The following is a 22,677-nucleotide window of genomic DNA, read 5'->3' on the forward strand; positions in this document are numbered from 1 at the left end:
TGATGATCTCCCGCCTCGTCACCTTCTCGGTCGAGCGGCGCTGGCTTGTCCTGCTGCTCACCGCCATCGCCGCGCTCGCGGGCGTGTTCGCCCTCCAGCGCCTTCCCATCGACGCTGTTCCTGACATTACCAACAACCAGGTCCAAGTGAACGTGCTCGCGCCGTCGCTGTCTCCCGATCAGATTGAGCGACAGGTCTCCTTCACGATCGAGACGTCGTTGGCCGGCATCCCGGGCCTCGAATACACCCGCTCGCTCAACCGCAACGGGTTCGCCCAGATCACAGCGGTCTTTTCCGACAAGACCGATATCTACTTCGCGCGCCAGCAGGTCACGGAGCGGATGCGCATGGCGGAGGAGCGCCTGCCCGCCGGCATCATGCCTGAGATGGGGCCGATCGCGACCGGCCTTGGCGATATCTTCATGTGGACGATTGAGTTTCGTGAACTCGACAAGGTCCGCCACCGTGACGGCGAGCCTGGCCTGCAGCGGGACGGCAGCTACATCACGCCCGAGGGCGATCATCTCGTCAGTGAAGCGGACAAGGCGACCTACCTCCACACCGTTCAGGAGTGGATCGTGTCGCCGCAGTTGCGCGGCACCGAAGGCGTTGCCGGCGTAGACTCGCTGGGGGGCTACGACCGCGAATACCTCGTTGTGCCCGACATGCAGCGGCTTGCGGCGATGCGTCTGACGATCAACGATCTCGGGACCGCATTGGAGCGCAGCAATACCAGCGTCGGCGTCGGAACCGTCAACCTGAATGGCGCCGGCCTGTTCGTCCGCTCGGACGCCCGCGTCCGCACCGCCGATGAACTTGCGCGAACGGTGATCGCCTCGCGGGAAGGTGTGCCCGTCCAGCTAAGCCAGGTGGCCGCGGTCCGCGCTGGCCAGGGCATCCGCACCGGATCGGCGTCAGAGAATGGCCACGAAGTCGTCGTCGGCACCGCCGTCATGCGCATCGGCGAGAACAGCCGGACGGTCGCAACCGCGGTCGCGGAGCGGCTTGCCGTCATCGGCAAATCGCTTCCTGCGGACGTCGTCGCGAAGCCGGTGCTGGACCGCACCAAGCTGGTGAACTCGACCGTCTCGACCGTCGCGCGCAACCTCGCGGAGGGCGCAGTGCTCGTGATCGTCGTGCTGTTCGCCCTGCTCGGCAACTTCCGCGCTGCGCTGATTGCAGCGCTTGTCATCCCCGTCACCATGCTCCTGACGGCAACGGGCATGCTGCGCGCCGGGGTGTCGGCGAACCTGATGAGCCTCGGCGCGCTAGACTTCGGCCTGATCGTCGACGGCGCCGTCATCATCGTCGAGAACGCGTTGCGACGGCTCGGCGAGCGGCAGCATGAGACCGGGGCGCAGCTTCCGCTAAAGGAACGTCTCGCGGCCGTTGCCGCGGCTGCGCGCGAGATGATCCGCCCCTCACTCTATGGGCAAGCGATCATCATCCTCGTCTACACGCCGCTGCTCACCTTCTCGGGTGTCGAGGGCAAGATGTTCGAGCCGATGGCGCTGACGGTCATCATCGCGCTCGTCTTCGCCTTCGTCCTGTCGCTGACCTTCGTGCCGGCTGCCATCGCCGCGTTTCTGGTCGGCCGTGTGGAAGAGAAGGAGAGCCGTGTCATCGGATGGCTGCGCCGCCGCTATGAACCCGGTCTCGACGCGGCGATGCGTCGACCGACGCTGACGATGGGCGGCGCTGTGCTGGGCGTGGTCCTGGCAGCGCTCGCCTTCACGACACTCGGCCAAGAGTTCCTGCCTCAACTCGATGAAGGCGATATCCTTGTCCAAGCATGGCGACCGCCAGGCACCTCGGTCGACCAAAGCCAGCACATGCAGTTTGCGGTCGAAAGGGCGATCAGCAGGGAGGCCGAGGTTCAGTACGCATTTTCTCGGACCGGCACGTCGGAGATCGCCTCCGATCCCATGCCGCCCAACGCGACCGACACCTTCGTCATGCTGAAGCCGCGAAATGAGTGGCCGAACCCGAGCCTACCCAAGGAGGAGCTGGTCGAGCGGATCGAGAAAAAGGTCTCGACCATCCCTGGCAACGGCTATGAGATCACGCAGCCGATCCAGATGCGCTTCAACGAACTGATCGCGGGTGTGCGCGGCGACATTGCGGTGAAGGTGTTCGGCGACGACTTCGCCAGCATGAACGCCACTGCTGCGCGCATTGCGGAGGTGCTGCGAAAGGTTCGGGGCGCCGCGGACGTGCGGGTCGAGCAGACCGAAGGCCTGCCGCTTCTCGACATTCGGCCAAACCGCGACGCTATGGCCCGGGTCGGTGTCACCGCAGGCGACGTGCAAGATCTCGTCTCAGCCACCGTGGGCGGCAAGCAGGCGGGTGTGATCTTCGAGGGCGATAGACGCTTCCCGGTGGTCATCCGCCTCGACAATAGCGCGCGTTCGGACATCGAGGCGCTCGGACGCTTGCCGGTGCCGACCGCCAATGGCGCGTTCGTGCCGCTCGCAAGCGTGGCCGATATCGCGATCGGGGATGGCCCGAACCAGATCAGCCGCGAAAACGGAAAGCGTCGCGTCGTCGTACAAGCGAACGTGCGAGGGCGCGACGTGGCTGGCGTCGTCGCCGATGCGCAGGCGGCAATCGACGCGCAGGTGCAACTCTCGCCCGGCACATACCTGCAATGGGGTGGGCAGTTCGAGAATCTTGCTGCCGCCCGCCAGCGGCTCACCGTCGTGGTGCCGATCTGCTTCGCGGTGATCATGCTGCTGCTTTACGGAGCCCTGGGCTCGGTACGGGACGCGGCAATCGTGTTCACGGGGGTTCCCCTCGCACTGGTCGGGGGCATTCTGGCGCTGGTGCTGCGGGGCATGCCGTTCTCGATTTCTGCTGCCGTGGGCTTCATTGCCTTGTCGGGCGTCGCCGTTTTGAACGGACTCGTGATGGTCTCCTCCATCCACGAGCTGATGCGAGGAGGCATGGAGCGGGCCCGTGCCGCCCGTGAAGGCGCACTGCTTCGGCTGCGTCCGGTCGCGATGACGGCGCTGGTGGCGAGCCTCGGCTTCGTACCGATGGCTCTCGGTCACGGTGCGGGCGCCGAAGTGCAGAAGCCGCTCGCTACCGTCGTCATCGGCGGCCTGATCTCGGCCACGCTCCTGACGCTGTTTGTGCTTCCGACGCTCTACGCCCGCTTCGGCGCGTGGAGGCCGACCGAAGCCGATCCGAATGAGAAGGCCATGCTAACCACAGCGGAACCGCACGCATGAAACACGATCACGATCACGCGGGCATGGCCAACGGGAGGCGTTCGCGCCTCCCTCTTTTTCAATGCCGGGCGAACACCCGGCGTCCTCCGGGACCGAACGCGATCACATCGTAGGGCTGGGCCTTCATCCCCGGCATCTCCATGCCCGGTGAGCCCATCGGCATTCCGGCCACGGCCAGGCCCCGCACACCCTTGGGGTGCTGGGCTAGCGCTCGCTTCATGTCGGCGATCGGGACATGTCCCTCGAACGCCATGCCGTCGATGATTGCGGTGTGGCAGGAGCCTAGATCAGCCGGTACGCCCATCTTGCGCTGGAGCACGTCGCGGTGCGCATCGTCGATGATCTGGACGTTGCGACCGAACTGCTGGCGCACCTGCGCCGCCCACTTCTCGCAACAGCCGCATCCCGGATCGCGGTGCATCGCGATGCTGCTCGCCGCCAATGCGGCAGCCGGCATCATCATGGCTGCGGCGGCAAATGCGCTACGGATCGACAACTTCATCGCTCAACTCCTTGGCAAGCCCCGCCCGTGAGCCGGGGACTTAGGCAACGGCCTTACTGGGGACGCTTGCCCGTCTTGCGCAGCATAGCATTAAGCGTCGCGATCTCGCGGTTCTGGCTGGCGATCGTCTTCTGCGCCTCGCGTCGGATCTCGGCATTTTGGCTGTGACGAAGCACGGTCTGCGACATGGTCACAGCGCCGCGATGGTGCTCGATCATCTTGCGGACCCACGTCTCGCCGGCATCGGCGCCCATCGCCGCCATCATCTGCTCGTGCATCTTCATCATATCCGGCCCGTACGGATTGGCCTGGGTCGGCTGCATCATCTTGGAATGATCCATGCCCTGCATTTGGCTATGGTCCATCCCCGCCATGCCGCCCTGCTGCGCGACAACGGGGCTGGCGGCGAGCGCCGCGGCGAGGATACCGATCGTGGTGATAGTCTTCATGATTACTGCTCCCAAGGAACCCCCGTCCTATAAAGGAGCTACGCGGCAGCCTCGCTCACCCCTCGAACTTTTCTTCGCCTGCGGCGCGGCCAGCGCATGTAGAGGAGCACCACGCCCGCTACGGCCAGGATCAACCCTCCCGCTGCGAATGCCATCATCCAGGGGGTGTTGAAGTTTTCGTGGTTCTTCCAGTCCATGATGTGAAGGCCCCAGAAAAAGTCATAGAGCCGCCACGTGCCGGTTCTGACACCGACGATCCTTCCGCTGTCCGGCGACACAAAAACTCGGGTGGTCTCCGCGTCCTCGAACTGCACGCGCCAAACCGGCAGCTTGCCACGAAACTCGGTGCTCGCGGCGCGGACCAACATCGCCGCCGCAGCCGGCGCGCCGGTGCCGCGGTACGCTGCCGTCGTGATCTTCACGGCGAATGGCGCATCGATGCGCGCCATCGGGCTTCCGCTCCGGGCATCGTGCATGCGCACCGTGCCGTCCGTCATCGTCAGCTCGGCGACGGGACGGCCGAGCAAGCTGGTATAGCGCAGCTCGCGCACAGGACCCGGCGCGGCGCGCAGGACTGCCGCCGGAGAGACGAGCTGCTGGGCCGGCGCCAGCGTCTCCCCGCTATCGCGGGCGACAAGGTGCTCGCCGCGAACCCGCTCGATCGGCAGGATGCTCATCAGCAAGCCGCTGGCGAACCAGAGCAGCAACTGCGCTCCGATAATCAGCGCCAGCCAGCGATGAATCTTGCTGGCGCCGATATGGAGGCGGAGCTTGCCGCTCCTCAGAACCAGGTCCTCACACCAGCGACGAAGCTGAACCCGCCGGTGTCGTCGCCCCGTGCCCTCGTGAAGCGCGCGGTGTCGCCGAACTGCCGTTCCCATGACACGCCGATGTAGGGCGCTAACTCTCGGGATTTTTCGTAACGGAGGCGAAGCCCGAGTTCGAGGTCGGTGAGCCCCGAGCCGATGCCGTCGCGCCGCACATCCTGAGCTGCGAAATTGGCTTCCACGCGAGGCTGGAGCACGAAGAACTGTGTCACGCGCTCGTCGTACCAAGCCTCGGCTCGGGCAAGCACATCGCCCTTGTCGGACAGGAACAAGGCACCTTCGAATTCGAACCAATAGGGGGCAAGTCCTTCGATACCGACCGTGGCATAGGTACGCGAGGGGTTAGGCTTGAAGTCATAGCGGACGCCCGCCTGGAGATTCCAATAGGGGTCGAGCGCGCGGCTATAGAGCGCCTGCACCTCTGCCGCTTCGAGCGGTTTACCGAACGTGCCTTCGCCCTCGCTCTTCAGAGTGAGCCGGTTGATGTCGCCCCCGATCCACGCCTCGCCGTCCCATCGATAGCCGTCACCGTCCTTGCGAGCCTGATACTCGGCGAGATTGAAGAGCACTTGATAGTAGGTCATCCCGCCATGCTCGCGGCGCAGGTCATCGTCGGCCGCGCTCATCGCCGCCTCACCATAGTAGCGCGACGCGGCAAGCCCTGGGGCAGGGGCAGGCGCGGGCGCATTGCCCGGTTTCAGATCCGTGCCGACCGGCGCCGTCATCCCCGGCATCGATGCCATGTCGTGCTGCATGGGCTGGCCGGGCGCCATCTGCATGCCGGGCATCGCCGACAAGTCGTGCCCGGCGTGTTCGCCCGCGGCCGTGGCCGGAGCGGGGCTCATGGTCATGCCTTGCATGCCCGACATGTCGTGGCCGGCATGCGGATCGGCTGGCTTGGCACCGCCCATGTCCATGCTCGGCATCGCGTGTCCTGCATGAGGATCGGCCGCGGGAACGACTGAGCGTTTGGCCGGCACCTTTCGAGGCGAAGGCTTCTTGGCAGGGGCCTTCCTGGCAGCGGGCTTGGGTTTGGCGGCCGGCTTTTTCGCCGGCATCTTCATCCCTGGCATGCTCATGCCCGGCATCATCGAATGGTCCATCGTCTGGGCTGTTGCGGGCGCGACCACGATGAGCGCGCCCATCCCAGCGAGAAGCAGCGCCTTCATGCTGCTTCTCCCTTCGCAGAACGGACCTGGACGACCTGCATCATGCCCGCGTGCATGTGGTAGAGCATGTGGCAGTGGAACGCCCAATCGCCTTCGTTGGCGGTCACATCCCAACTGACCTTGCCCCCGGGCTGCACCATGACGGTGTGCTTCCGCGGGCTGTACGCGCCGTGGCCCGTCACCAGCTCGAAGAAGTGACCGTGCAGGTGAATCGGGTGACCCATCATGGTATCATTGACCAGTGTGACGCGGACGCGCTCGCCGGCGAGGAACGGGATCGGCGCTTTCACCTCGGACAGCTTCTCGCCGTCGAGCGCCCACATGTAGCGCTCCATGTTGCCCGTCAGGTGGATCTGCATCTCGCGCGACGGCGCGCGCAAATCGGGATTACGATCGACCGCGACCAGATCGCGGTAGGTGAGCACGCGATGCCCGACATTCTCCAGCCCCTGACCGGGATCGCCGGTGCGGTCCATCGGCATCGGCGAGATGGTCTGGACACCCGGCCCCTTCTTCACGCCGGGGGCTTTGGAGAAGTCCCGCATGTTCATATCCATGCCGGCCATTCCGCCCATCGCCATGCCGTCGTGTGCGCCTGACGAGCCGGCCATGCCCGGCATCGCAGCCCCGGCCTGGATGCCGTGATCCATGCCGGCCATCGCGCCGGCACCCGCACCGGTTGCGCCGTGGCCCATCTGCGAATGATCCATCGCGGGAGCGGACGTGCCGGCAGCCGGCATCGATCCATGATCCATCCCGGGCATGGCGCTATGGCCCATGCCCTGCATCGATCCGCCGCCCGACATGTCCATGTTCATGTCCATCCCCATGTCCTTCATGGTGGCGACGGGACGTTTGCGGAGCGGAGGAACCTCGGCGACCATACCTTCGCGCGGTGCTAGGGTCGCACGCGCCATTCCGGACCGATCGACGCTCTCGCCCACCAACGTGTATGCGCGCTCGTCGGTCGGGGTGACGATCACGTCGTAGGTTTCCGCAACGCCGATCTGGAACTCGTCGACCTCGACGGGGCGAACGTTCAGGCCATCGGCCTGGACGATCGCCAGCTCCAGACCCGGAATGCGGACATTGAAGGTGGTCATCGCGGAAGCGTTGATGACGCGCAGACGTACCCGCTCGCCGGGTCGGAACAGCCCGGTCCAGTTGTCCTGCGGGCCGTGGCCGTTGACGAGGTAGGTATAGGTCGAACCCGTCACGTCGGCGACGTCGGTGGGGTCCATTCGCATCTTGCCCCATTCGAGGCGGTCCTTGAGCGGCTGATCCTCGCCCTTCAGCAAGCCCGCGAGCGTCTGCTGCTGCCGGTTAAAATAGCCCGACTGCTTCTTGAGCTTCATGAAGATGCGGTGTGGGTGGAGCTGGCTGTGGTCGGACAGCACGATGACGTGCTCGCGATCCGACTGGATCGGGTCGGCTCCTTCAGGATCGATCACGATCGGACCGTAGAGGCCCATCTGCTCCTGCAGCCCGGAGTGGCTATGATACCAGTAGGTGCCCGCCTGCACGATCGGGAACTCGTAGGTGAAGGTCGTGCCCTTATCGATGCCGGGGAAGGCGACGCCCGGTACGCCGTCCATCTGGAAGGGCAGGATGAGGCCGTGCCAGTGCAGCGAGGTTTGCTCGTCCAGACCGTTCTCGACATGAAGGCGCACGGTCTGACCTTCGCGCAGACGGATCAGCGGAGCGGGGACGGTGCCGTTGATGCCGATCGCGTGGCTCTGCCGCCTGTCGATCGTCATCATCTGATGCGCGACGCGCAGCCGGATGTCTTCACCCGACACGGTCGGCAGTGGCTTTACGATGCCGGCGGAGACGGGCTGCGCCCAAGCCGGCATGTACGCCGACAGGGCGACGCCTCCTCCGGCAAGGGTGGCACCGCGCAGTAACTGGCGGCGGTCGAGAACGCGCGACATGGTGGCTCCTTGGCGTTGGGCCGCTACCGGCCCGTCTTATTCCTCTACGCGAGCCCGGAGCCTACCCCTTGAGCCACGTTCAACTTTTCGATCAGGCGAGCGCGGGCACGATAAAGCCGGGTCTCGATTGCCTTCTGGCTGACGCCCAGCACCTCGGCCGTTTCGGCCTGGCTTAAGCCCTCGATGGTGCGAAGTACGAGCACCTCCTTGAGGTTCATCGGCAGGGTCGCAATCGCGCGCGTCACCCGGTCCAATTCCTGCCGGTCCGACGCGGCGGCGTCCGCCGCGGGTTCTTCGTCCACGACGGCTTCGGCTTGCCCGTCAATGGGGAGGGCAAAGGACAGAAAACGGCGCACGGTCCGCTTCCTCCCCCAATCACGGCATTTATTGATCGCGATCGTCGACAGCCATGCTTTCATCGACCGCTCCGCATCGTAGCGCGATAGGGCGTGGTGAGCAGCGACGAACGTCTCCTGCACGAGGTCGAGCGCCTCGTCCGGCTCACCAGTGCAGGCGCGAGCGAGACGGAAGACCGGTTGCCGATAGCGCCGCATGATTTCGGCAAAAGCAGCCTGTCGCCCGGCGATGCTCAGTGTCGCCAGCTCACCATCGGTCAGCGAAGTCCAGTCGAGGCTCACCCCTGGCCGTCGGTGAGCGCCTTCACCACCGCGGCATCGAATTGAGGGGTCTGATCGGGACGCAGGAGCTGCCGCATTGCGAAGATGTGCGCGAGCGTCGCCTTCTGCAGCTCGCCCATTGCGGCGTGGCTCTGGTCGACCGCAGCGGCGACACGAGGACCATTGCCGTGCTCGGACTCGATCGCCTCGGCAAGCCGGGCATTGGTAGCGCGCAATTCCAGTTCGAGCGCACGGCGCTGCACCGCGAACCTGTCCTCCAGGACCTTCAACTTCGCTTGCTGATCGCCATTCAGGGCAAGCTTGTGATGCAGCACCTCGTGCAACGCCGCGCCGGGCTGCTTGGGATGGGGCAACAGCGCACGTCCGACGAACACGCCTCCGATCGCGGCCAGGAACGCGAGCACAACGCAGAGGACAACACGTTTGGTCGATGTCATGGCTCGCCGATCAGCAACGCGGAAGGCGCGAGCGGCGAGGCTCCTCCAAGTGGCGCAAGCGATGCGACGGAGCTGGCGCTCGCCGGCAGCTCCGCACCGGCCATCCCGATCCCCAGCGCAACCACCGTCATCACGCCGATGCCGAGCCCGGCCCGCCGCGCGACAACCGGCTGCGCGCCGATGCGCGCCAGCACCCGACTTTCGATGTCATCCAAGGCAAGCGGAACGGGTGCGCCCGCCAGTCTCGCCAGTGCTCTGTCCAGATCGTCCATGCTGTCCACTCCACCCCTCTACCATCCCTTACGCAGCGCTGCTCATCATCCCTCATGCCAGCGTGAGGGGTGAGCGCTCGCGCCGCGTAAAGAGAGCACGAGCCCTCCATCGGAGTAACCTTATGCGTCGCGTCGCCCTTCCTGCCGCCCTTGCCCTTCTTGGCCTCGCCAGCACGGCCTATGCGCATCCCAAGCTGGTGTCCGCGTCTCCGCCTCCGAACGCGACCGTCGCCAAGCCCGCCCGTGTGGAGCTGCGCTTCAGCGAGAAACTGATGCCGAAATTTTCAGGCGCGGATCTGATGATGACCGGGCATGGCGGCGCCTCGCATGCACCGATGAAGGTAGCGGCTGCAGCCGGTGTCTCCGGTGACGGTCGCACTCTAGTCGTCACGCCCAAGTCGCCACTCGGCGCGGGCCGGTACAGCGTCGCTTGGCACGTGGTGTCGACCGACACGCACCGGGTCGCGGGCAACTTCGCCTTCGCGGTGAAGTAAGGTGGAGGCCGACTGGCCGCTGATAGGGGTCCGCTTCGCGCTCTATGTGACGCTGAGCGGGCTGTTCGGCCTCTCGGCTTTCAGCCTCTATGGTCTCAAGGCCGGTGAGCGGACTGACGCGATCACCCTGCGCCCCTGGTTGGTCGGAAGCGGCCTGCTCGGCCTGCTGCTCTCTGCCATCGCCCTCGCGCTGCTTGCCGCGGCCATGGCCGGCGTGCCGCCTTGGCCGATCGATCGCGAGGCAATCGGGATGCTGCTCACCGGGTCCGCGACCGGCGCCGCGTGGGAGGCACGCATGGTCGCGCTGGTGGTGGCCTCAATCGTCGCGACGATCGCCGCAGGACGTGCCGTTCCGCTCGGCGCGGTTGCACTAGCGGCTGGGATCGCGCTCGCGACACTCGCGTGGACGGGTCATGGCGCGATGGACGAGAACGCGACGGGATGGGTGCATCTGGTGGCCGACATTCTCCACCTGTTGGCAGCCGGAGCCTGGGTCGGCGCGATGCTTGGGCTGACGCTGCTCGTCACGCGCGCGCCAAGTCAGGTCGACGCCACCCATCTCAGACTGACTCATCGCGCACTGCACGGCTTCGGTCTGGTGGGCACGATTGTGGTCGGCACGATCGTCGTGACGGGTTTGGTGAATGGGTGGCTGCTGGTCGGCGCCGGCAATCTGCTGAGCCTTCCGAGCACCCGCTACGGACAGCTCCTTCTGGCCAAGCTTGCGCTGTTCGGCACTATGCTGGGGCTGGCCTCGCTCAATCGCTTCCGGCTGACGCCCGCATTCGAGCGGTCGATTGCCGGGGCCGATCATCGGGGCGCGCTCGGCGCGCTGCGGCGCAGCCTTGCGGTCGAGGCGGCCTGCGCAGTCACGATCCTGGCGCTGGTCGCTTGGCTGGGAACCCTCGAGCCGCCTGCATCGGCAATGTGAGAAGCAGGACGAGGGCAATCGGGCTCGGCGACGTAAAACCATTACATATCGTGCATCGCTGGAATGGGGGCTTGACCCTGACACGATGTCAGACCCTACATGCTCTCGGGTCGAAGGAGTTTCTCTATGAACGACCCTCATTCCCACGCCAATCCCGCCGGGGGCTGCGGCTGCTCGGGCAAGCAAGACGGCAAACCGGCTTCAATCGAGCGCGAAGCCGTCGCTTCCTGCTGCTCGTCCTACGAACCTCCGGCTGTTCCGCAAGCTGCCAACGAAGGTTGCTGCTCGGGGAAGGCAGGCGGCGAACCCTCCGTCACAGTGACCGATCCGGTATGCGGCATGACCGTCGATCCGGCAAAAACAGCGCACCATGCCGAGCATGCCGGTCACGATTATCATTTCTGTAGCGCAGGGTGTCGAACCAAGTTCGTCGCCGACCCTGATGCCTACCTCGGCGCGAAGCCAAAGCCCGAGCCGTTGGCAACGCCGGGGGCGATGTGGACATGTCCCATGCACCCGGAAATTCGCCGGGAAGGCCCGGGCACGTGCCCGATTTGCGGCATGGCCCTCGAACCGGAAGAACCTTCGCTCGACGACGGCCCCAACCCCGAGCTGGTCGATTTCACCCGCCGCCTATGGGTGGCGGGTGCGCTCACCATACCGCTGCTTATCGTCTCGATGTTTGCCGAAATGTCGGGGATCCACGTCGTCAGCCCTACGGCTTCACCTTGGGTCCAGCTCGCACTCACTGCGCCCATCGTGCTGTGGGCGGGATGGCCGTTTTTCGAGCGGGGGTGGACGTCGCTTCGCACGCGCCATCTGAATATGTTCACGCTGATCGCGATCGGCGTCGGTGCGGCATTCCTCTACAGCCTGGTCGCGACGCTCTCGCCCGGCATCTTCCCTGCGACGTTCCGGATGCACGGGGGCATGGTCCCGGTCTACTACGAGGCTGCGGGCGTCGTGGTGACGCTGGTGCTGCTCGGACAGGTGCTCGAGTTGCGCGCCAGGGCAGCAACGGGGCGCGCGATCCGCGCCCTCATGGATCTCGCTCCCAAGACCGCGCGACGGTTTCGGTCCGACGGCTCAGAGGAAGAAGTCGGCCTTGCCGACGTGGCGACCGGAGACCGGCTGCGGGTTCGACCGGGCGAGGCGATCCCGGTTGACGGGGTGGTGGTCGAGGGTCGCTCTTCGGTCGATGAATCTATGCTCACCGGCGAGCCAGCTCCCGTTCTCAAGCAAGTCGATGGCGCGGTCACTGGGGGAACGGTGAACGGCACGGGCAGCCTCGTCATGGAAGCCCGCGCGGTCGGTTCGGACACGATGCTGGCGCGCATCGTCCGCATGGTCGCTGAAGCACAGCGGAGCCGTGCCCCGATCCAGGCAGTCGCCGATCGGGTGTCAGGGTGGTTCGTACCCCTAGTCGTGCTGATCTCGATCGCGACCTTCGTGGTATGGTCACTGGTGGGTCCCGAGCCACGGATGGGCCACGCCCTACTCAATGCGATTGCCGTGCTGGTGATCGCCTGCCCCTGCGCGCTTGGACTTGCTACGCCGATGTCGATCATGGTCGGCACCGGACGCGGCGCGCAGGCCGGCGTCCTGGTCAAGAACGCTGAAAGCCTGCAGGCGCTCGATAAGGTCGATACGCTGGTCATCGACAAGACGGGCACGCTTACCGAAGGGAAGCCGTCGCTGATCGCTATCGAGGCAACCGGCACGGTTGCAGAGAACGACATGCTTGCGTTCGCCGCTGCAGTCGAGGGCCAGTCCGAGCACCCGCTCGCCCATGCGATCGTCGTCGCCGCCAAGGAACGCGGATTGCAACTCGGCACGGTTGCCGACTTCGCCTCGCAGACTGGCATGGGTGTCAGTGCCACGGTGGGCGGCCGTTCAGTGGTGATCGGCAATGCCGCACAGATGAACAGGATCGGCGCCGATCCCAAGCCGCTCGATGCTGCGGCCGATCGTCATCGAAGCGAAGGGGCCGGCGTCATCCTGATCGCCATTGACGGCGCGCTTGCCGGCTTGCTCGCGGTTGCCGACCCAGTGCGAGCTTCGGCACGCGACGCCATTGCGGCCCTCCGCAAGGAGGGTCTGCGGGTTATCATGCTGACGGGCGATAATCGCGGGACGGCCGATGCGGTTGCGCGCGCCGTGGGCGGTCTGGACGATGTACGCGCCGATCTGCGGCCGGAAGATAAGGCGCGGATCATAGGCGAGCTTAAAGCGGGTGGCGCCAAGGTCGCGATGGCCGGCGACGGTATCAACGATGCCCCGGCGCTGGCCGCTGCCGACGTTGGGCTCGCGATGGGCACTGGAACGGACGTCGCGATCGAAAGTGCGGGCATGACGCTCACGCGAGGCGATCTCTCGGCCATCGTGCGCGCCCGCAAGCTCGCCCGTGCGACGATGCGGAATATTCGGCAGAACCTGTTCTTCTCGTTCCTGTTCAACGGCGTCGGCGTCCCGGTCGCGGCCGGTGTGCTCTACCCTGTTGCCGGCATCCTCCTATCGCCGATGCTGGCAGGCGCGGCGATGGCACTCTCCTCGTTCACCGTCGTCCTCAACGCGTTGCGCCTCAACGCGGTGAAATTGTGAACATCGGGGCGGCGTCGGAGGCCAGCGGCGTCTCGCAGCGCATGATCCGTCACTACGAGAAGATCGACCTCGTGCCCGCACCGCCCCGGCGCGGGAGCTACCGGGACTACTCAGACCCGGACGTTCACCGGCTGCGATTCATCGCGAATGCGCGTGATCTGGGCTTTCCGATCGAGGAGATCCGCACGCTACTCGGCTTGTGGTCGGATCGGGATCGGTCGAGCGCCGAAGTGAAGGCGCTGGCGAAAGCGCGCGCTGCCGAGCTGGGCCGCAAGGCGCGCGCATTGAAGGCTATGCAATCAGCGCTGATCGACCTGGTTGAGCGCTGCCACGGCGATGATCGCCCGGACTGCCCGATTATACGCCGAATGGAAGAGTGAGACCTTACGCTCGAACCATGAGTCATGCGTGCAGCCAAGCCCGCATCTCAAGTGAGTTCGAAGCGCCTTGGTTCCCGGTCACCGAGCTCTCCATTACCAACTCAGAGAGAATCGTCTCGACCCTCGCGAGGTAAGCCCAACGATGAAGACCACATCGTCGTTGATACCTAGTCCGTTACCTAGACGGCCGGTGAGGATGGGCTGAGGACCGCTAAGTCATTGAAATTATGGTGGACGCACTTGGGCTCGAACCAAGGACCCGCTGATTAAGAGTCAGCTGCTCTACCAACTGAGCTATGCGTCCGTCACCGCGATCCGGGGGAGCGTTTCCGCGCCTCCCTTCGTCGGGAAGCGCGCGGTTAGCATCCGGGGCTGCGGATGCAAACCCTTTTTCGCCTACCAGCGTGCGCTACGGCGGTTCTGGCGGTCGATCGACATCAGGATGCCGAGCGACAGCAGCACCGTCATCTGGGCGGAGCCGCCGAAACTCACCAGCGGCAGGGGGATGCCGACCACGGGGGCGAGGCCCATGACCATCGACAGGTTGATCGCGACGTAGAAGAAGATCGTCGTGGCGAGCCCTGCGGCGGTCAGCCGGGCGAAGCGAGTGTTCGCGCGCTGCCCGACGCCGATGCCCCAGCGGATCACCAACATGAAGGCGAGGATCAGCAGGCAACCGCCGACCAGACCCCATTCCTCCGCCATCGTCGCGAACACGAAGTCGGTCTGGCCCTCCGGCAGGTAATCGAGATGGCTCTGCGTGCCGTTGAGGAAGCCCTTGCCCCAGATCCCGCCCGATCCGATCGCGATCTTCGATTGACTGATGTGGTAGCCGGTGCCGAGCGGGTCGCTCTCCGGATCGAGGAAAATCAGGATCCGGTTGCGCTGGTAATCGTGCATCATGCCGATCGCGAGCGGGGCCGCGACCGCGAGGCTCAGCGCGCCGCCGACGAACAGCCGGAGCGGCACGCCCGCCAGGAACATCACCGTCGCGCCCCCCGCGCAGATCATCAGCGCGGTGCCGAGATCGGGCTGGAGCAGCACCAGCACCGCAGGCAACCCGATCAGCACCGCGGCGGGCCAGATCGCGCCGAACCGCCTGGATTCGTTCGGCGGCAGCATGTCGTAGAAGCGTGCGCAGGCGAGCACGATGCCGGGCTTCATCAGTTCGGACGGCTGCAAGCGGATGATACCGAGATCGAGCCACCGCTGGCTGCCCCCGCGCACCGCGCCGAGCAGTTCGACCAGCACCAGCGCGAACAACAGCAGCACGTAGACGGGGATCGCGCCGCGTCGCCACACCTGCTCGGGCACGTAGGACAGGACCATCGCCCCGAGCACGAAGGCGTAGAAGCGGATGCCCTGCGACAGCGCCCAGGGCCGTACCGATCCGCCCGCCGCCGAATAGAGTACGACGAGCCCGAAGCTGCCGATCAGCAGCACCAGGATGATCACACGCCACGGCAGCCGCGTCAGCGGTTCGGGAACGACACCGAACTGGGTCATTCGCTGCGCTCCGTGGTGCCGTCCTCGGCGACGGTGTTGCCGGTCGGCCCGTCGATGGCGAGCGCGGCCTGGCTCTGGTTGGCGGCGGCGGTCGCGGCCTCCACCGCGTCGGAATCGCTCGGGACGACCGCGTCGGTCTTGGTCGCGATTGCGGCAGGGGGAGGCGTCTGCGCCGCCTTGTAGGTCGCCGCTTCCGCCGCCATCCGGGTCTGGATGTCGCCGCCCCAGGTCGGCTCCACCTCGGCCAGTGACGCGAGCGCGCGGTCGCGATCGAACAGATAGGTCATGATGTCGCGGCCGATCAGCGGCGTGTCGAGATTGCGCACGGTGTGGCCATTATGTTCGAGCACGACCGACGCGGCATAGCGCGGGTTGTCGGCGGGGGCGAAGCACACGAACAGCGCATGGTCGCGCAGCTTGAACGGCAGCTGGCCGTTCCCGAGCACGCCTGACCGCCGCTCCGCCATCGTGATCCGGCGGACCTGCGCGGTGCCGGTCTTGGCGGCGAGCTGGACCCCCGGCACCTGCAAACGCGAGGCGCCACCGGTGCCGCCGCCGTTGACGACGCCCAGCATCGCCTCGCGTACCAATTGCAGATGTTCGGATTGCACCGCGAGGGCGGGGGCGTCCCGGTGGACGTGATCGGCGAGCAGGCTCGGTTGCAGTGCCCGGCCGGAGGCGAGCCGGGCAGCCATCACCGCGAGCTGGAGCGGGTTGGCGAGCACATAGCCCTGACCGATCGACGCGTTGAGCGAATCCGCGACCGTCCAACGGTCCTTGTACTTGCGCAGTTTCCAGGCGCTGTCGGGCACGGTGCCGTAGCGCTGGGTCGAGACCGGCAGGTCGAACTTCTCGCCGAGCCCCGCCATGCGCGCGATCGGCGCGACGCGGTCGTAGCCGAGCCTCCGGACCATTTCGTAGAAATAGATATCGCAGCTCTGCATGATCGCGTTCTTGAGGTCGAGCGGCCCGTGTCCGCGGCGCTTGTGGCAATGGAAGATGCCGTTGCCGACACGCAGCGCGCCCGAACAGACGATGCGATCGCTCGGGCTGATCCCGGCCTCGAGCAGCGCCAGCCCGTTCATCGGCTTAACCGTCGACCCCGGCGGATACAGGCCCTGGGTGACCTTGTTCATCAACGGAACATGGTCGTTGTCCGACAGCATCTTCCATTCGAGATGGCTGATCCCGTCGGAGAAGCTGTTGGGATCGTAGGCGGGCATCGACACCATCGCGAGCATCTCGCCGGTGCGGCAGTCGATCACCACCGCCGACCCCGAATTGGTGCCGAGCCGGCGCGCGGCATATTGCTGCAGCCCGGCGTCGATCGTCAGCCGCTGGGTCGCGCCGGGCTTGTCTGGCCGGGTCGCGAGTTCGGCGACCACCTTGCCGCGGGCGGTGACCTCGACCCGCTTCTCGCCGGGGATGCCGCGCAGTTGATTTTCCATGACCTTTTCGAGCCCGTCCTTGCCGAGCTTGAAGCCGGGCGTGACGAGCAGCGGGTCGTGGGTCTTCTTGAACTGTTCGGCATTGGCGACGCCGACATAACCGGTGAGGTGCGCGACCGCGGCGCCGGCGGGATAGTTGCGCGCGAAGCCGCGGGTCGGCGCGACGCCGGGCAGCTCGGGCAGGTGGACGTTGACCGCGGCGAAATGATCCCAGTCGATATTCTCGGCTACCTGGACCGGCTGGAACCCGGCGGCCTGGCGAAGATCGAGGCGAACGCGCTCGATCTCCTCCGCGGTCAGGCCGAGCAGCCGCTGCAGGGTAGCGAACACGCGCTCGGCGTCTTCGAGCCGATCGGGGATGATGTCGACGCGGAATTCGGTGCGGTTGTTGGCGATCGGCACGCCGCTGCGATCGACGATCCAGCCGCGGCGCGGCGGCACCAGCGTCATGTTGACCCGGTTGCTCTCGGCAAGAAGGTTGTACTTCTCGTTCTGCGCGATCGACAGCCAGGCCATCCGACCGGCGAGCAGCACGCCCAGCCCAGCCTGCGCGGTCCCGAGCATCCACGCGCGGCGCGAGAAGGTATAGGCCTGCATCGCCTCGGTCACGATGCGCGGCGATCCCTTCACGCAGGGCCCCGCTTGCGGTCGATCCACGCGACGATGCGCGCGGCCATGGGGAAGAGCATCACTGCGATCACGATCTGCGCCAATAGCACGAGATCGAACCGCGCGCCGAGCGGCAGTGCGATCACCCGCCCCGCGGCGAGGCAGGTGCCGACCGCGACCCCCGCGATGACCCAATCCTGCCAGAAGTCGCGGAACACCAGCCGCTGTTCGACCAGGTCGATGGCCAGGAAACACAGCGACCACAGCAGCACCGCACTGCCCAGCGGCTGTCCGCTCAGCAGATCGTCGAACGCACCCAGCGGCGCTGCGGCCCAGGGGCGCAGCGCGAACCGCGCCAGCAGGCGCCACGCGAGCAGCATCAGCAGCCCCATCGGCGGTAGCAGCGGCAGGCTGACGACGATTGGCAGGGTGGTCACCAGCGATCCGCCCATGACGCTCAGCCACGGGATCGCGCGGGCACGGCCTTCGGGCAGCGGCCGCGCGAACGGATCATAGTCGGCGGTGCTCATCGCGGCGTCGGCGCCGGCGCGGCGGGGATCGGCATGAACGGGCGGACGACCAGCGCGAAGTCGAGCGCGTCGGGCGCCGCGAACGGGATCGCTCGCACCGTGTCCATGCCGCGCACGGAGACCTTTGCCACCGGCACGCCCGGCGCATAGAGCCCGCCGGTGCCCGACGTGACGAAGGTGTCGCCCGCTGCGAAGCGCACGTTGGTGGTGTTCACCGACCGGATATCGACGGTGCCGTCGCCGCGCCCCGCCGCGATCGCGGGAACGCCGTCGCGGACGCGGCGGACCGGCACCAAGCTTTCGGGATCGGTGACCAGCAAGACGCGCGCGGCGAGCGGGCCGGTCTCGACGATCCGCCCGATCAGGCCGTCCGGCCCGCGCACCGCCATGCCGCTGCCGACGCCCTGCAATCGCCCGGCGTCGAGCAAGGCGAAGCGCCGGCCGCTCGACGCGGTGGAGCTCACCAGCCGGGCGGCGACGATCGCCTCGGGCTCGCGGTCGCGCAGCACCAGCAGGCGGCGCAGGCGCCGATTGTCATAGGCGACGATCCGCGCGCGGGTGACCAGCGCCGCGGCGCGCTTGGCGTCGGCGCGCAGCCGGGCATTCTCGTCATAGACGCGGAAATAGGTGCCGATCGTCTCGGGCACCGCGACGATGCCGCGCACCGCGCCGTCGAGCAGGCCGGAGACCGGCGCGGTGACGCTCGCCATCGTCATCCGCAGGGCGGCAAAGGGGGACGGATCGAAGGTCGAAACGACGAGCAGCACCGCGCCGACCACTGCGCCGGCCACCGCAAGCACATAGCCGAGAAAGACCGAATATTGCCGCCGCCGTGAAAACCCGGTGCGGCGGTCGCGGGCAGGCGCCATGCGCCGCTCCCCCCGTCAGTGAAAGTTAGCCGTTCTGGAGAACGCCGCGGTACATTGGATCCTCGAGCGCGCGCCCGGTGCCGAGCGCGACGCAGGTCAGCGGGTCCTCCGCGACCGTGACCGGCAGTCCGGTCTCATCGCGCAGCACCTCGTCCAGCCCTTCGAGTAGCGCGCCGCCGCCGGTGAGCACGATGCCCTGGTCGACGATGTCGGCGGCGAGTTCGGGCGCGGTGTTCTCCAGCGCGACGCGGACCCCCTCGACGATCGTGGCGACCGGCTCGCTGAGTGCCTCGGCGATCTGGCCCTGGTTGATCTGGATTTCCTTGGGCACCCCGTTGACGAGGTCGCGGCCCTTGATGTGGATCGTCAGGCCGATGCCGTCGGCGGGCGGCCGTGCGATCCCGACCTCCTGCTTGATCCGTTCCGCGGTCGCTTCGCCGATCAGCAGATTGTGGTTGCGACGGACATAGGAGACGATCGCCTCGTCCATCTTGTCGCCGCCGACGCGGACGCTGGTGGTATAGGCGAGCCCGCGCAGCGACAGCACTGCGACCTCGGTGGTGCCGCCGCCGATGTCGACGACCATCGACCCGATCGGCTCGGTCACCGGCATGTCGGCGCCGATCGCTGCGGCCATCGGCTCCTCGATCAGGAACACCTGGCTGGCGCCTGCATTGGATGCGGCGTCACGGATCGCGCGGCGCTCGACCTTGGTCGAACCCGACGGCACGCAGATCACGATCTCGGGGCGGCGCCACGGCCAGCTGCGCCCGCCATGAACCTTCTGGATGAAGTGCTTGATCATCTGTTCAGCGACATCGATGTCCGCGATCACGCCATCGCGCAGGGGGCGGATCGCCTCGATCGTGCCCGGGGTCTTGCCCATCATCAACTTGGCGTCGTCGCCGACCGCCTTGACCCGCTTGACGCCGTTGATCGTCTCGACCGCCACCACCGACGGTTCGTTGAGGACGATGCCACGACCGCGGACATAGACCACCGTGTTCGCGGTGCCGAGGTCGATCGCCATGTCGTGCGACATGAATTTGAAGAAGCGGGAGAAGAAGGCCATGGGGGTGGATCGTTCCGTTCAGCCAGGCCGACCAGGGATCCCGGCCGGCGAATCGCACACATCTCGCGCGGACCGCCGCCGAGCCTGATTAGCTCCGGTTCCTTGCGTTTGCGGGTCGCGGGATGGCGCCGCTTGGTCTAGACCCGAACCCATGTCAATACGGCGCCTGCCAGAGCATCTTGTCAACCGCATCGCTGCCGGTGAAGTGGTCGAAAGGCCCGCCAGCGCGTTGAAGGAACTGGTCGAGAATGCGATCGATGCGGGCGCGTCGCGGATCGCGGTGACGCTGTCCGATGGCGGGCTTGCGCGGATCGACGTCGCCGACGACGGATGCGGCATGACCCCCGACGACATGGCGCTGGCGTTGGAACGCCATGCCACCTCCAAGCTTCCGGAAAGCCTGGTCGGCGACGAAGGCGCGATCGAGGCGGTGACGACACTGGGCTTCCGCGGCGAGGCGTTGCCGTCGATCGCCAGCGTCGCGCGGCTGACGATCGAGAGCCGTGTCCGCGGGGCCGAGGGCTGGGCGCGGACGATCGACAACGGCGTGCTCGTCGCGGACGGGCCCGCGGCGCTGCCGCCGGGCACCCGCGTGGTCGTCGAGGCGCTGTTCGCCCGCGTGCCGGCGCGGCGCAAGTTCCTGCGATCGTCGCGCGCCGAATATGCCGCCTGCCTCGACGTCGTCAGGCGGCTGGCGATGGCGCGACCCGACATCGGCTTCACGGTCGAGCATGACGGTCGCCGCGTGCTCGCCGCGACAATGGCGGAGGACCGCCCCGCGCGGGTCGCCGCGCTCACCGATCGTGCGCTGATCGACAATGCGGTGGCGGTCGACCTGGAACGCGACGGGCTGGTGCTCGGCGGAGTGGCGGGGATCCCGACGTACAATCGCGGCGTCGCCGACCACCAGTATCTGTTCGTCAACGGGCGACCGGTGAAGGACCGCCTGCTAATGGGTGCGATCCGCGGCGCCTATGCGGAAATGCTGCCGCGCGATCGCCACGCGGTGGTGGCGCTGTTCCTCGACGTGCCGTCCAGCGAGGTCGACGTCAACGTCCACCCCGCCAAGACCGAGGTGCGCTTCCGCGATCCGCAGATGGTGCGCGGCATGATCGTCTCCGGCCTGCGCCGCGCCCTCGACGCCGCCGGCCACCGCAGCGTGCAGCGTGCTCCCGCGGAGGCGCTGGCGGCATGGCGACCGGAGCCACAAGCTCCCTCCCCTTCAGGGGAGGGGTTGAGGTGGGGCCTGTCCGCGCATGCACCGACCGATGGGACGAACTACCACTCGACCGTCGAGGACCGCCGCAGCACCTTCTTCACCACACCGCCGGCGGCAAGAGCCGAACCCGCCTGGGCACCCCCGCCGCAGACCGAAGCCCATTTCCTCGGCGTAGCCCGCGGCCAGGTCGCCAAAACCTACATCGTCGCCGAAGCCGAGGACGGCCTCGTCCTCGTCGACCAGCACGCCGCCCACGAACGGCTCGTCCTCGAACGCATGCGCGCCGCCCTGGCAGGGGGTCGGATCGCCGCTCAGTCGCTGCTGATCCCCGAGGTCGTCGAGCTGGAAGAACCCGCCTGCGACCGCCTCGAAGCCCGCGCCGACGAGCTAGCCGATTTCGGCCTCGACCTCGAACGCTTTGGCCCGCGCGCGATGCTGGTCCGCGCGACGCCCGCGCTGCTCGGAAGCGCCGACCCGACGGCGCTGGTTACCGATCTCGCCGACGATCTCGCCGCCTTCGACGAAGCCCTCAGCCTGAAGGAACGCCTCGACCACGTCGCCGCGACGATGGCCTGCCACGGCTCGGTCCGCGCCGGGCGCATCCTGTCGGTTACCGAGATGAACGCGCTCCTGAGGGAGATGGAGGCGACGCCGCGATCGGGGCAGTGCAATCATGGCAGGCCGACCTGGGTGAAGTTGCAGATGGCGGATGTTGAGAAGCTGTTCGGACGGAAATGACGCCCGTTCTCCGGAAGGAGCTTGGATTGCAGCCGCTTCGGCGAAACGGTATCGTTTCAGCATGCGGACGCGGATCAAGGTATGCTGTATCGCTTCGACAAGCGAAGCGACCATTGCGATCGAATACGGTGCCGATGCGCTGGGGCTGGTGGCGCGTATGCCTTCTGGTCCCGGCCCTATAGCCGATGGCGCGATCGCCGAGGTGACGGCGTTCGTGCCGCCACCCGTGGCCACCTTCCTGCTCACCGCCGAAACGACCGCCGAAGCCATTGCCGCTCATATACGCGTTACCCACCCGACGACGGTTCAGGTCGTGTCGCACATCGATCCGGTGGAGTCCGAGAAGCTGGCGGCGCTGGAGCCCCACATTCGTCGTGTCCAGGTCATCCACGTCGAAGGGCCGGAAGCACTCGACCTCATTCCGGCCTATGCACCCTATGTCCACGCCTTTCTGTTGGACTCCGGCAGGCCCAACGCCGCGGTCGCGGAGCTCGGCGGAACCGGCCGCGCGCACGATTGGGCGGTAAGCGCCGCCTTCGTTCGAGCGACCGAGAGACCAGTATTTCTCGCAGGCGGTCTGTCGGCCGCTAACGTGGCCGACGCGATCAAGCAGGTTCGGCCCTATGGGCTGGACCTATGTTCCGGGGTACGGACTGACGGCCAACTCGATCCGGAGAAATTGGCCGCGTTCGTGTTGGCTGTCGGGCATGCCGATGCCGAATTCGCATCGGCATGCCCGACCATCTGACGCAATTTGCCGGCTGGGTCTCGGACCTGCGCAGAAAATCGTCGTGCACAACGAAAAGGGCGCCGCCTGCGATTGCA

20 protein-coding genes and 1 tRNA gene are annotated in these 22,677 nt (G+C 66.6%); 7 read left to right on the forward strand and 14 right to left on the reverse strand.

Annotated features, from left to right (window positions below; translation table 11 throughout):
* Nucleotides 1–2 precede the first annotated feature (2 nt).
* Entirely contained in the window at nt 3–3,230 is a 3,228-nt protein-coding gene (locus tag ACT009_RS02505; RefSeq protein WP_445193985.1) for an efflux RND transporter permease subunit, read from the forward strand.
* A 58-nt stretch (nt 3,231–3,288) separates the two neighbouring features.
* Here ACT009_RS02505 and ACT009_RS02510 read toward each other — a convergent pair whose 3' ends face one another.
* From ACT009_RS02510 to ACT009_RS02545, 8 genes are read right to left on the reverse strand one after another with little or no spacing between them, the layout of a single operon-like run.
* Complete coding sequence (locus tag ACT009_RS02510) at nt 3,289–3,732, reverse strand: DUF411 domain-containing protein (RefSeq protein ID WP_445192820.1); 444 nt, start codon at nt 3,730–3,732, stop codon at nt 3,289–3,291.
* 53 nt (nt 3,733–3,785) lie between these two features.
* The gene (locus ACT009_RS02515) at nt 3,786–4,181 is read right to left on the reverse strand and encodes a DUF305 domain-containing protein (RefSeq protein ID WP_445192821.1); all 396 of its coding nucleotides are present in this window, start codon (nt 4,179–4,181) and stop codon (nt 3,786–3,788) included.
* A 38-nt stretch (nt 4,182–4,219) separates the two neighbouring features.
* Complete coding sequence (locus ACT009_RS02520) at nt 4,220–4,972, reverse strand: PepSY domain-containing protein (protein WP_445193986.1); 753 nt, start codon at nt 4,970–4,972, stop codon at nt 4,220–4,222.
* Nucleotides 4,963–6,177: a copper resistance protein B gene (locus tag ACT009_RS02525; RefSeq protein ID WP_445192822.1), complete on the reverse strand. Its 1,215-nt coding sequence runs from the start codon at nt 6,175–6,177 to the stop codon at nt 4,963–4,965. The genes ACT009_RS02520 and ACT009_RS02525 overlap by 10 nt, the downstream gene beginning before the upstream one ends.
* Complete coding sequence (locus ACT009_RS02530; protein WP_445192823.1) at nt 6,174–8,108, reverse strand: copper resistance system multicopper oxidase; 1,935 nt, start codon at nt 8,106–8,108, stop codon at nt 6,174–6,176. The genes ACT009_RS02525 and ACT009_RS02530 overlap by 4 nt, the downstream gene beginning before the upstream one ends.
* A gap of 44 nt (nt 8,109–8,152) precedes the next feature.
* Nucleotides 8,153–8,746: an RNA polymerase sigma factor gene (locus ACT009_RS02535; protein WP_445192824.1), complete on the reverse strand. Its 594-nt coding sequence runs from the start codon at nt 8,744–8,746 to the stop codon at nt 8,153–8,155.
* Complete coding sequence (locus ACT009_RS02540; protein ID WP_445192825.1) at nt 8,743–9,183, reverse strand: periplasmic heavy metal sensor; 441 nt, start codon at nt 9,181–9,183, stop codon at nt 8,743–8,745. The genes ACT009_RS02535 and ACT009_RS02540 overlap by 4 nt, the downstream gene beginning before the upstream one ends.
* Nucleotides 9,180–9,455 (reverse strand): hypothetical protein, encoded by a 276-nt coding sequence (locus ACT009_RS02545; protein WP_445192826.1) that lies wholly within the window; start codon nt 9,453–9,455, stop codon nt 9,180–9,182. The genes ACT009_RS02540 and ACT009_RS02545 overlap by 4 nt, the downstream gene beginning before the upstream one ends.
* Before the next feature lie 122 nt (nt 9,456–9,577).
* Between ACT009_RS02545 and copC the strand changes: the two genes are divergently transcribed.
* The 4 genes from copC to ACT009_RS02565 all read left to right on the forward strand — a co-directional run bounded on the left by copC (nt 9,578) and on the right by ACT009_RS02565 (nt 13,861).
* Complete coding sequence (gene copC, locus ACT009_RS02550; RefSeq protein ID WP_445192827.1) at nt 9,578–9,949, forward strand: copper homeostasis periplasmic binding protein CopC; 372 nt, start codon at nt 9,578–9,580, stop codon at nt 9,947–9,949.
* A 1-nt stretch (nt 9,950) separates the two neighbouring features.
* Nucleotides 9,951–10,880: a copper homeostasis membrane protein CopD gene (gene copD / locus ACT009_RS02555; protein ID WP_445192828.1), complete on the forward strand. Its 930-nt coding sequence runs from the start codon at nt 9,951–9,953 to the stop codon at nt 10,878–10,880.
* Nucleotides 10,881–11,006: 126 nt separating this feature from the next.
* Complete coding sequence (locus ACT009_RS02560) at nt 11,007–13,481, forward strand: heavy metal translocating P-type ATPase (protein ID WP_445192829.1); 2,475 nt, start codon at nt 11,007–11,009, stop codon at nt 13,479–13,481.
* Nucleotides 13,478–13,861: a MerR family DNA-binding protein gene (locus tag ACT009_RS02565; protein ID WP_445192830.1), complete on the forward strand. Its 384-nt coding sequence runs from the start codon at nt 13,478–13,480 to the stop codon at nt 13,859–13,861. The genes ACT009_RS02560 and ACT009_RS02565 overlap by 4 nt, the downstream gene beginning before the upstream one ends.
* Before the next feature lie 228 nt (nt 13,862–14,089).
* On the opposite strand, the gene ACT009_RS02570 is transcribed toward ACT009_RS02565, so the two are convergent.
* From ACT009_RS02570 to ACT009_RS02595, 6 genes are all read right to left on the reverse strand, one after another.
* Nucleotides 14,090–14,165, reverse strand: a tRNA-Lys gene (locus ACT009_RS02570).
* A 92-nt stretch (nt 14,166–14,257) separates the two neighbouring features.
* Complete coding sequence (gene rodA, locus ACT009_RS02575) at nt 14,258–15,367, reverse strand: rod shape-determining protein RodA (protein WP_445192831.1); 1,110 nt, start codon at nt 15,365–15,367, stop codon at nt 14,258–14,260.
* Entirely contained in the window at nt 15,364–17,412 is a 2,049-nt protein-coding gene (gene mrdA / locus ACT009_RS02580; RefSeq protein ID WP_445193987.1) for a penicillin-binding protein 2, read from the reverse strand. The genes rodA and mrdA overlap by 4 nt, the downstream gene beginning before the upstream one ends.
* A 29-nt stretch (nt 17,413–17,441) precedes the next feature.
* Nucleotides 17,442–17,954 (reverse strand): rod shape-determining protein MreD, encoded by a 513-nt coding sequence (locus tag ACT009_RS02585; protein WP_445192832.1) that lies wholly within the window; start codon nt 17,952–17,954, stop codon nt 17,442–17,444.
* A complete protein-coding gene (gene mreC / locus ACT009_RS02590; RefSeq protein ID WP_445192833.1) occupies nt 17,951–18,823 on the reverse strand; it encodes a rod shape-determining protein MreC in 873 nt (290 codons plus the stop codon). The genes ACT009_RS02585 and mreC overlap by 4 nt, the downstream gene beginning before the upstream one ends.
* Nucleotides 18,824–18,848: 25 nt before the next feature.
* On the reverse strand, nt 18,849–19,895 hold the full coding sequence (locus tag ACT009_RS02595) for a rod shape-determining protein (protein WP_375421592.1): 1,047 nt from the start codon (nt 19,893–19,895) through the stop codon (nt 18,849–18,851).
* Between the two features lie 151 nt (nt 19,896–20,046).
* Here ACT009_RS02595 and mutL point away from each other — a divergent pair, with 151 nt between their 5' ends.
* Both mutL and ACT009_RS02605 read left to right on the forward strand, forming a co-directional pair.
* Nucleotides 20,047–21,852 carry a DNA mismatch repair endonuclease MutL gene (gene mutL / locus ACT009_RS02600; protein ID WP_445192834.1) on the forward strand — a complete coding sequence of 602 codons (1,806 nt, stop codon included), beginning with the start codon at nt 20,047–20,049 and terminating at the stop codon, nt 21,850–21,852.
* 61 nt (nt 21,853–21,913) lie between these two features.
* Nucleotides 21,914–22,600 carry a phosphoribosylanthranilate isomerase gene (locus ACT009_RS02605; protein ID WP_445192835.1) on the forward strand — a complete coding sequence of 229 codons (687 nt, stop codon included), beginning with the start codon at nt 21,914–21,916 and terminating at the stop codon, nt 22,598–22,600.
* Nucleotides 22,601–22,677: the final 77 nt, after the last annotated feature.

The sequence above is a fragment of the Sphingomonas sp. Tas61C01 genome (assembly GCF_052567495.1).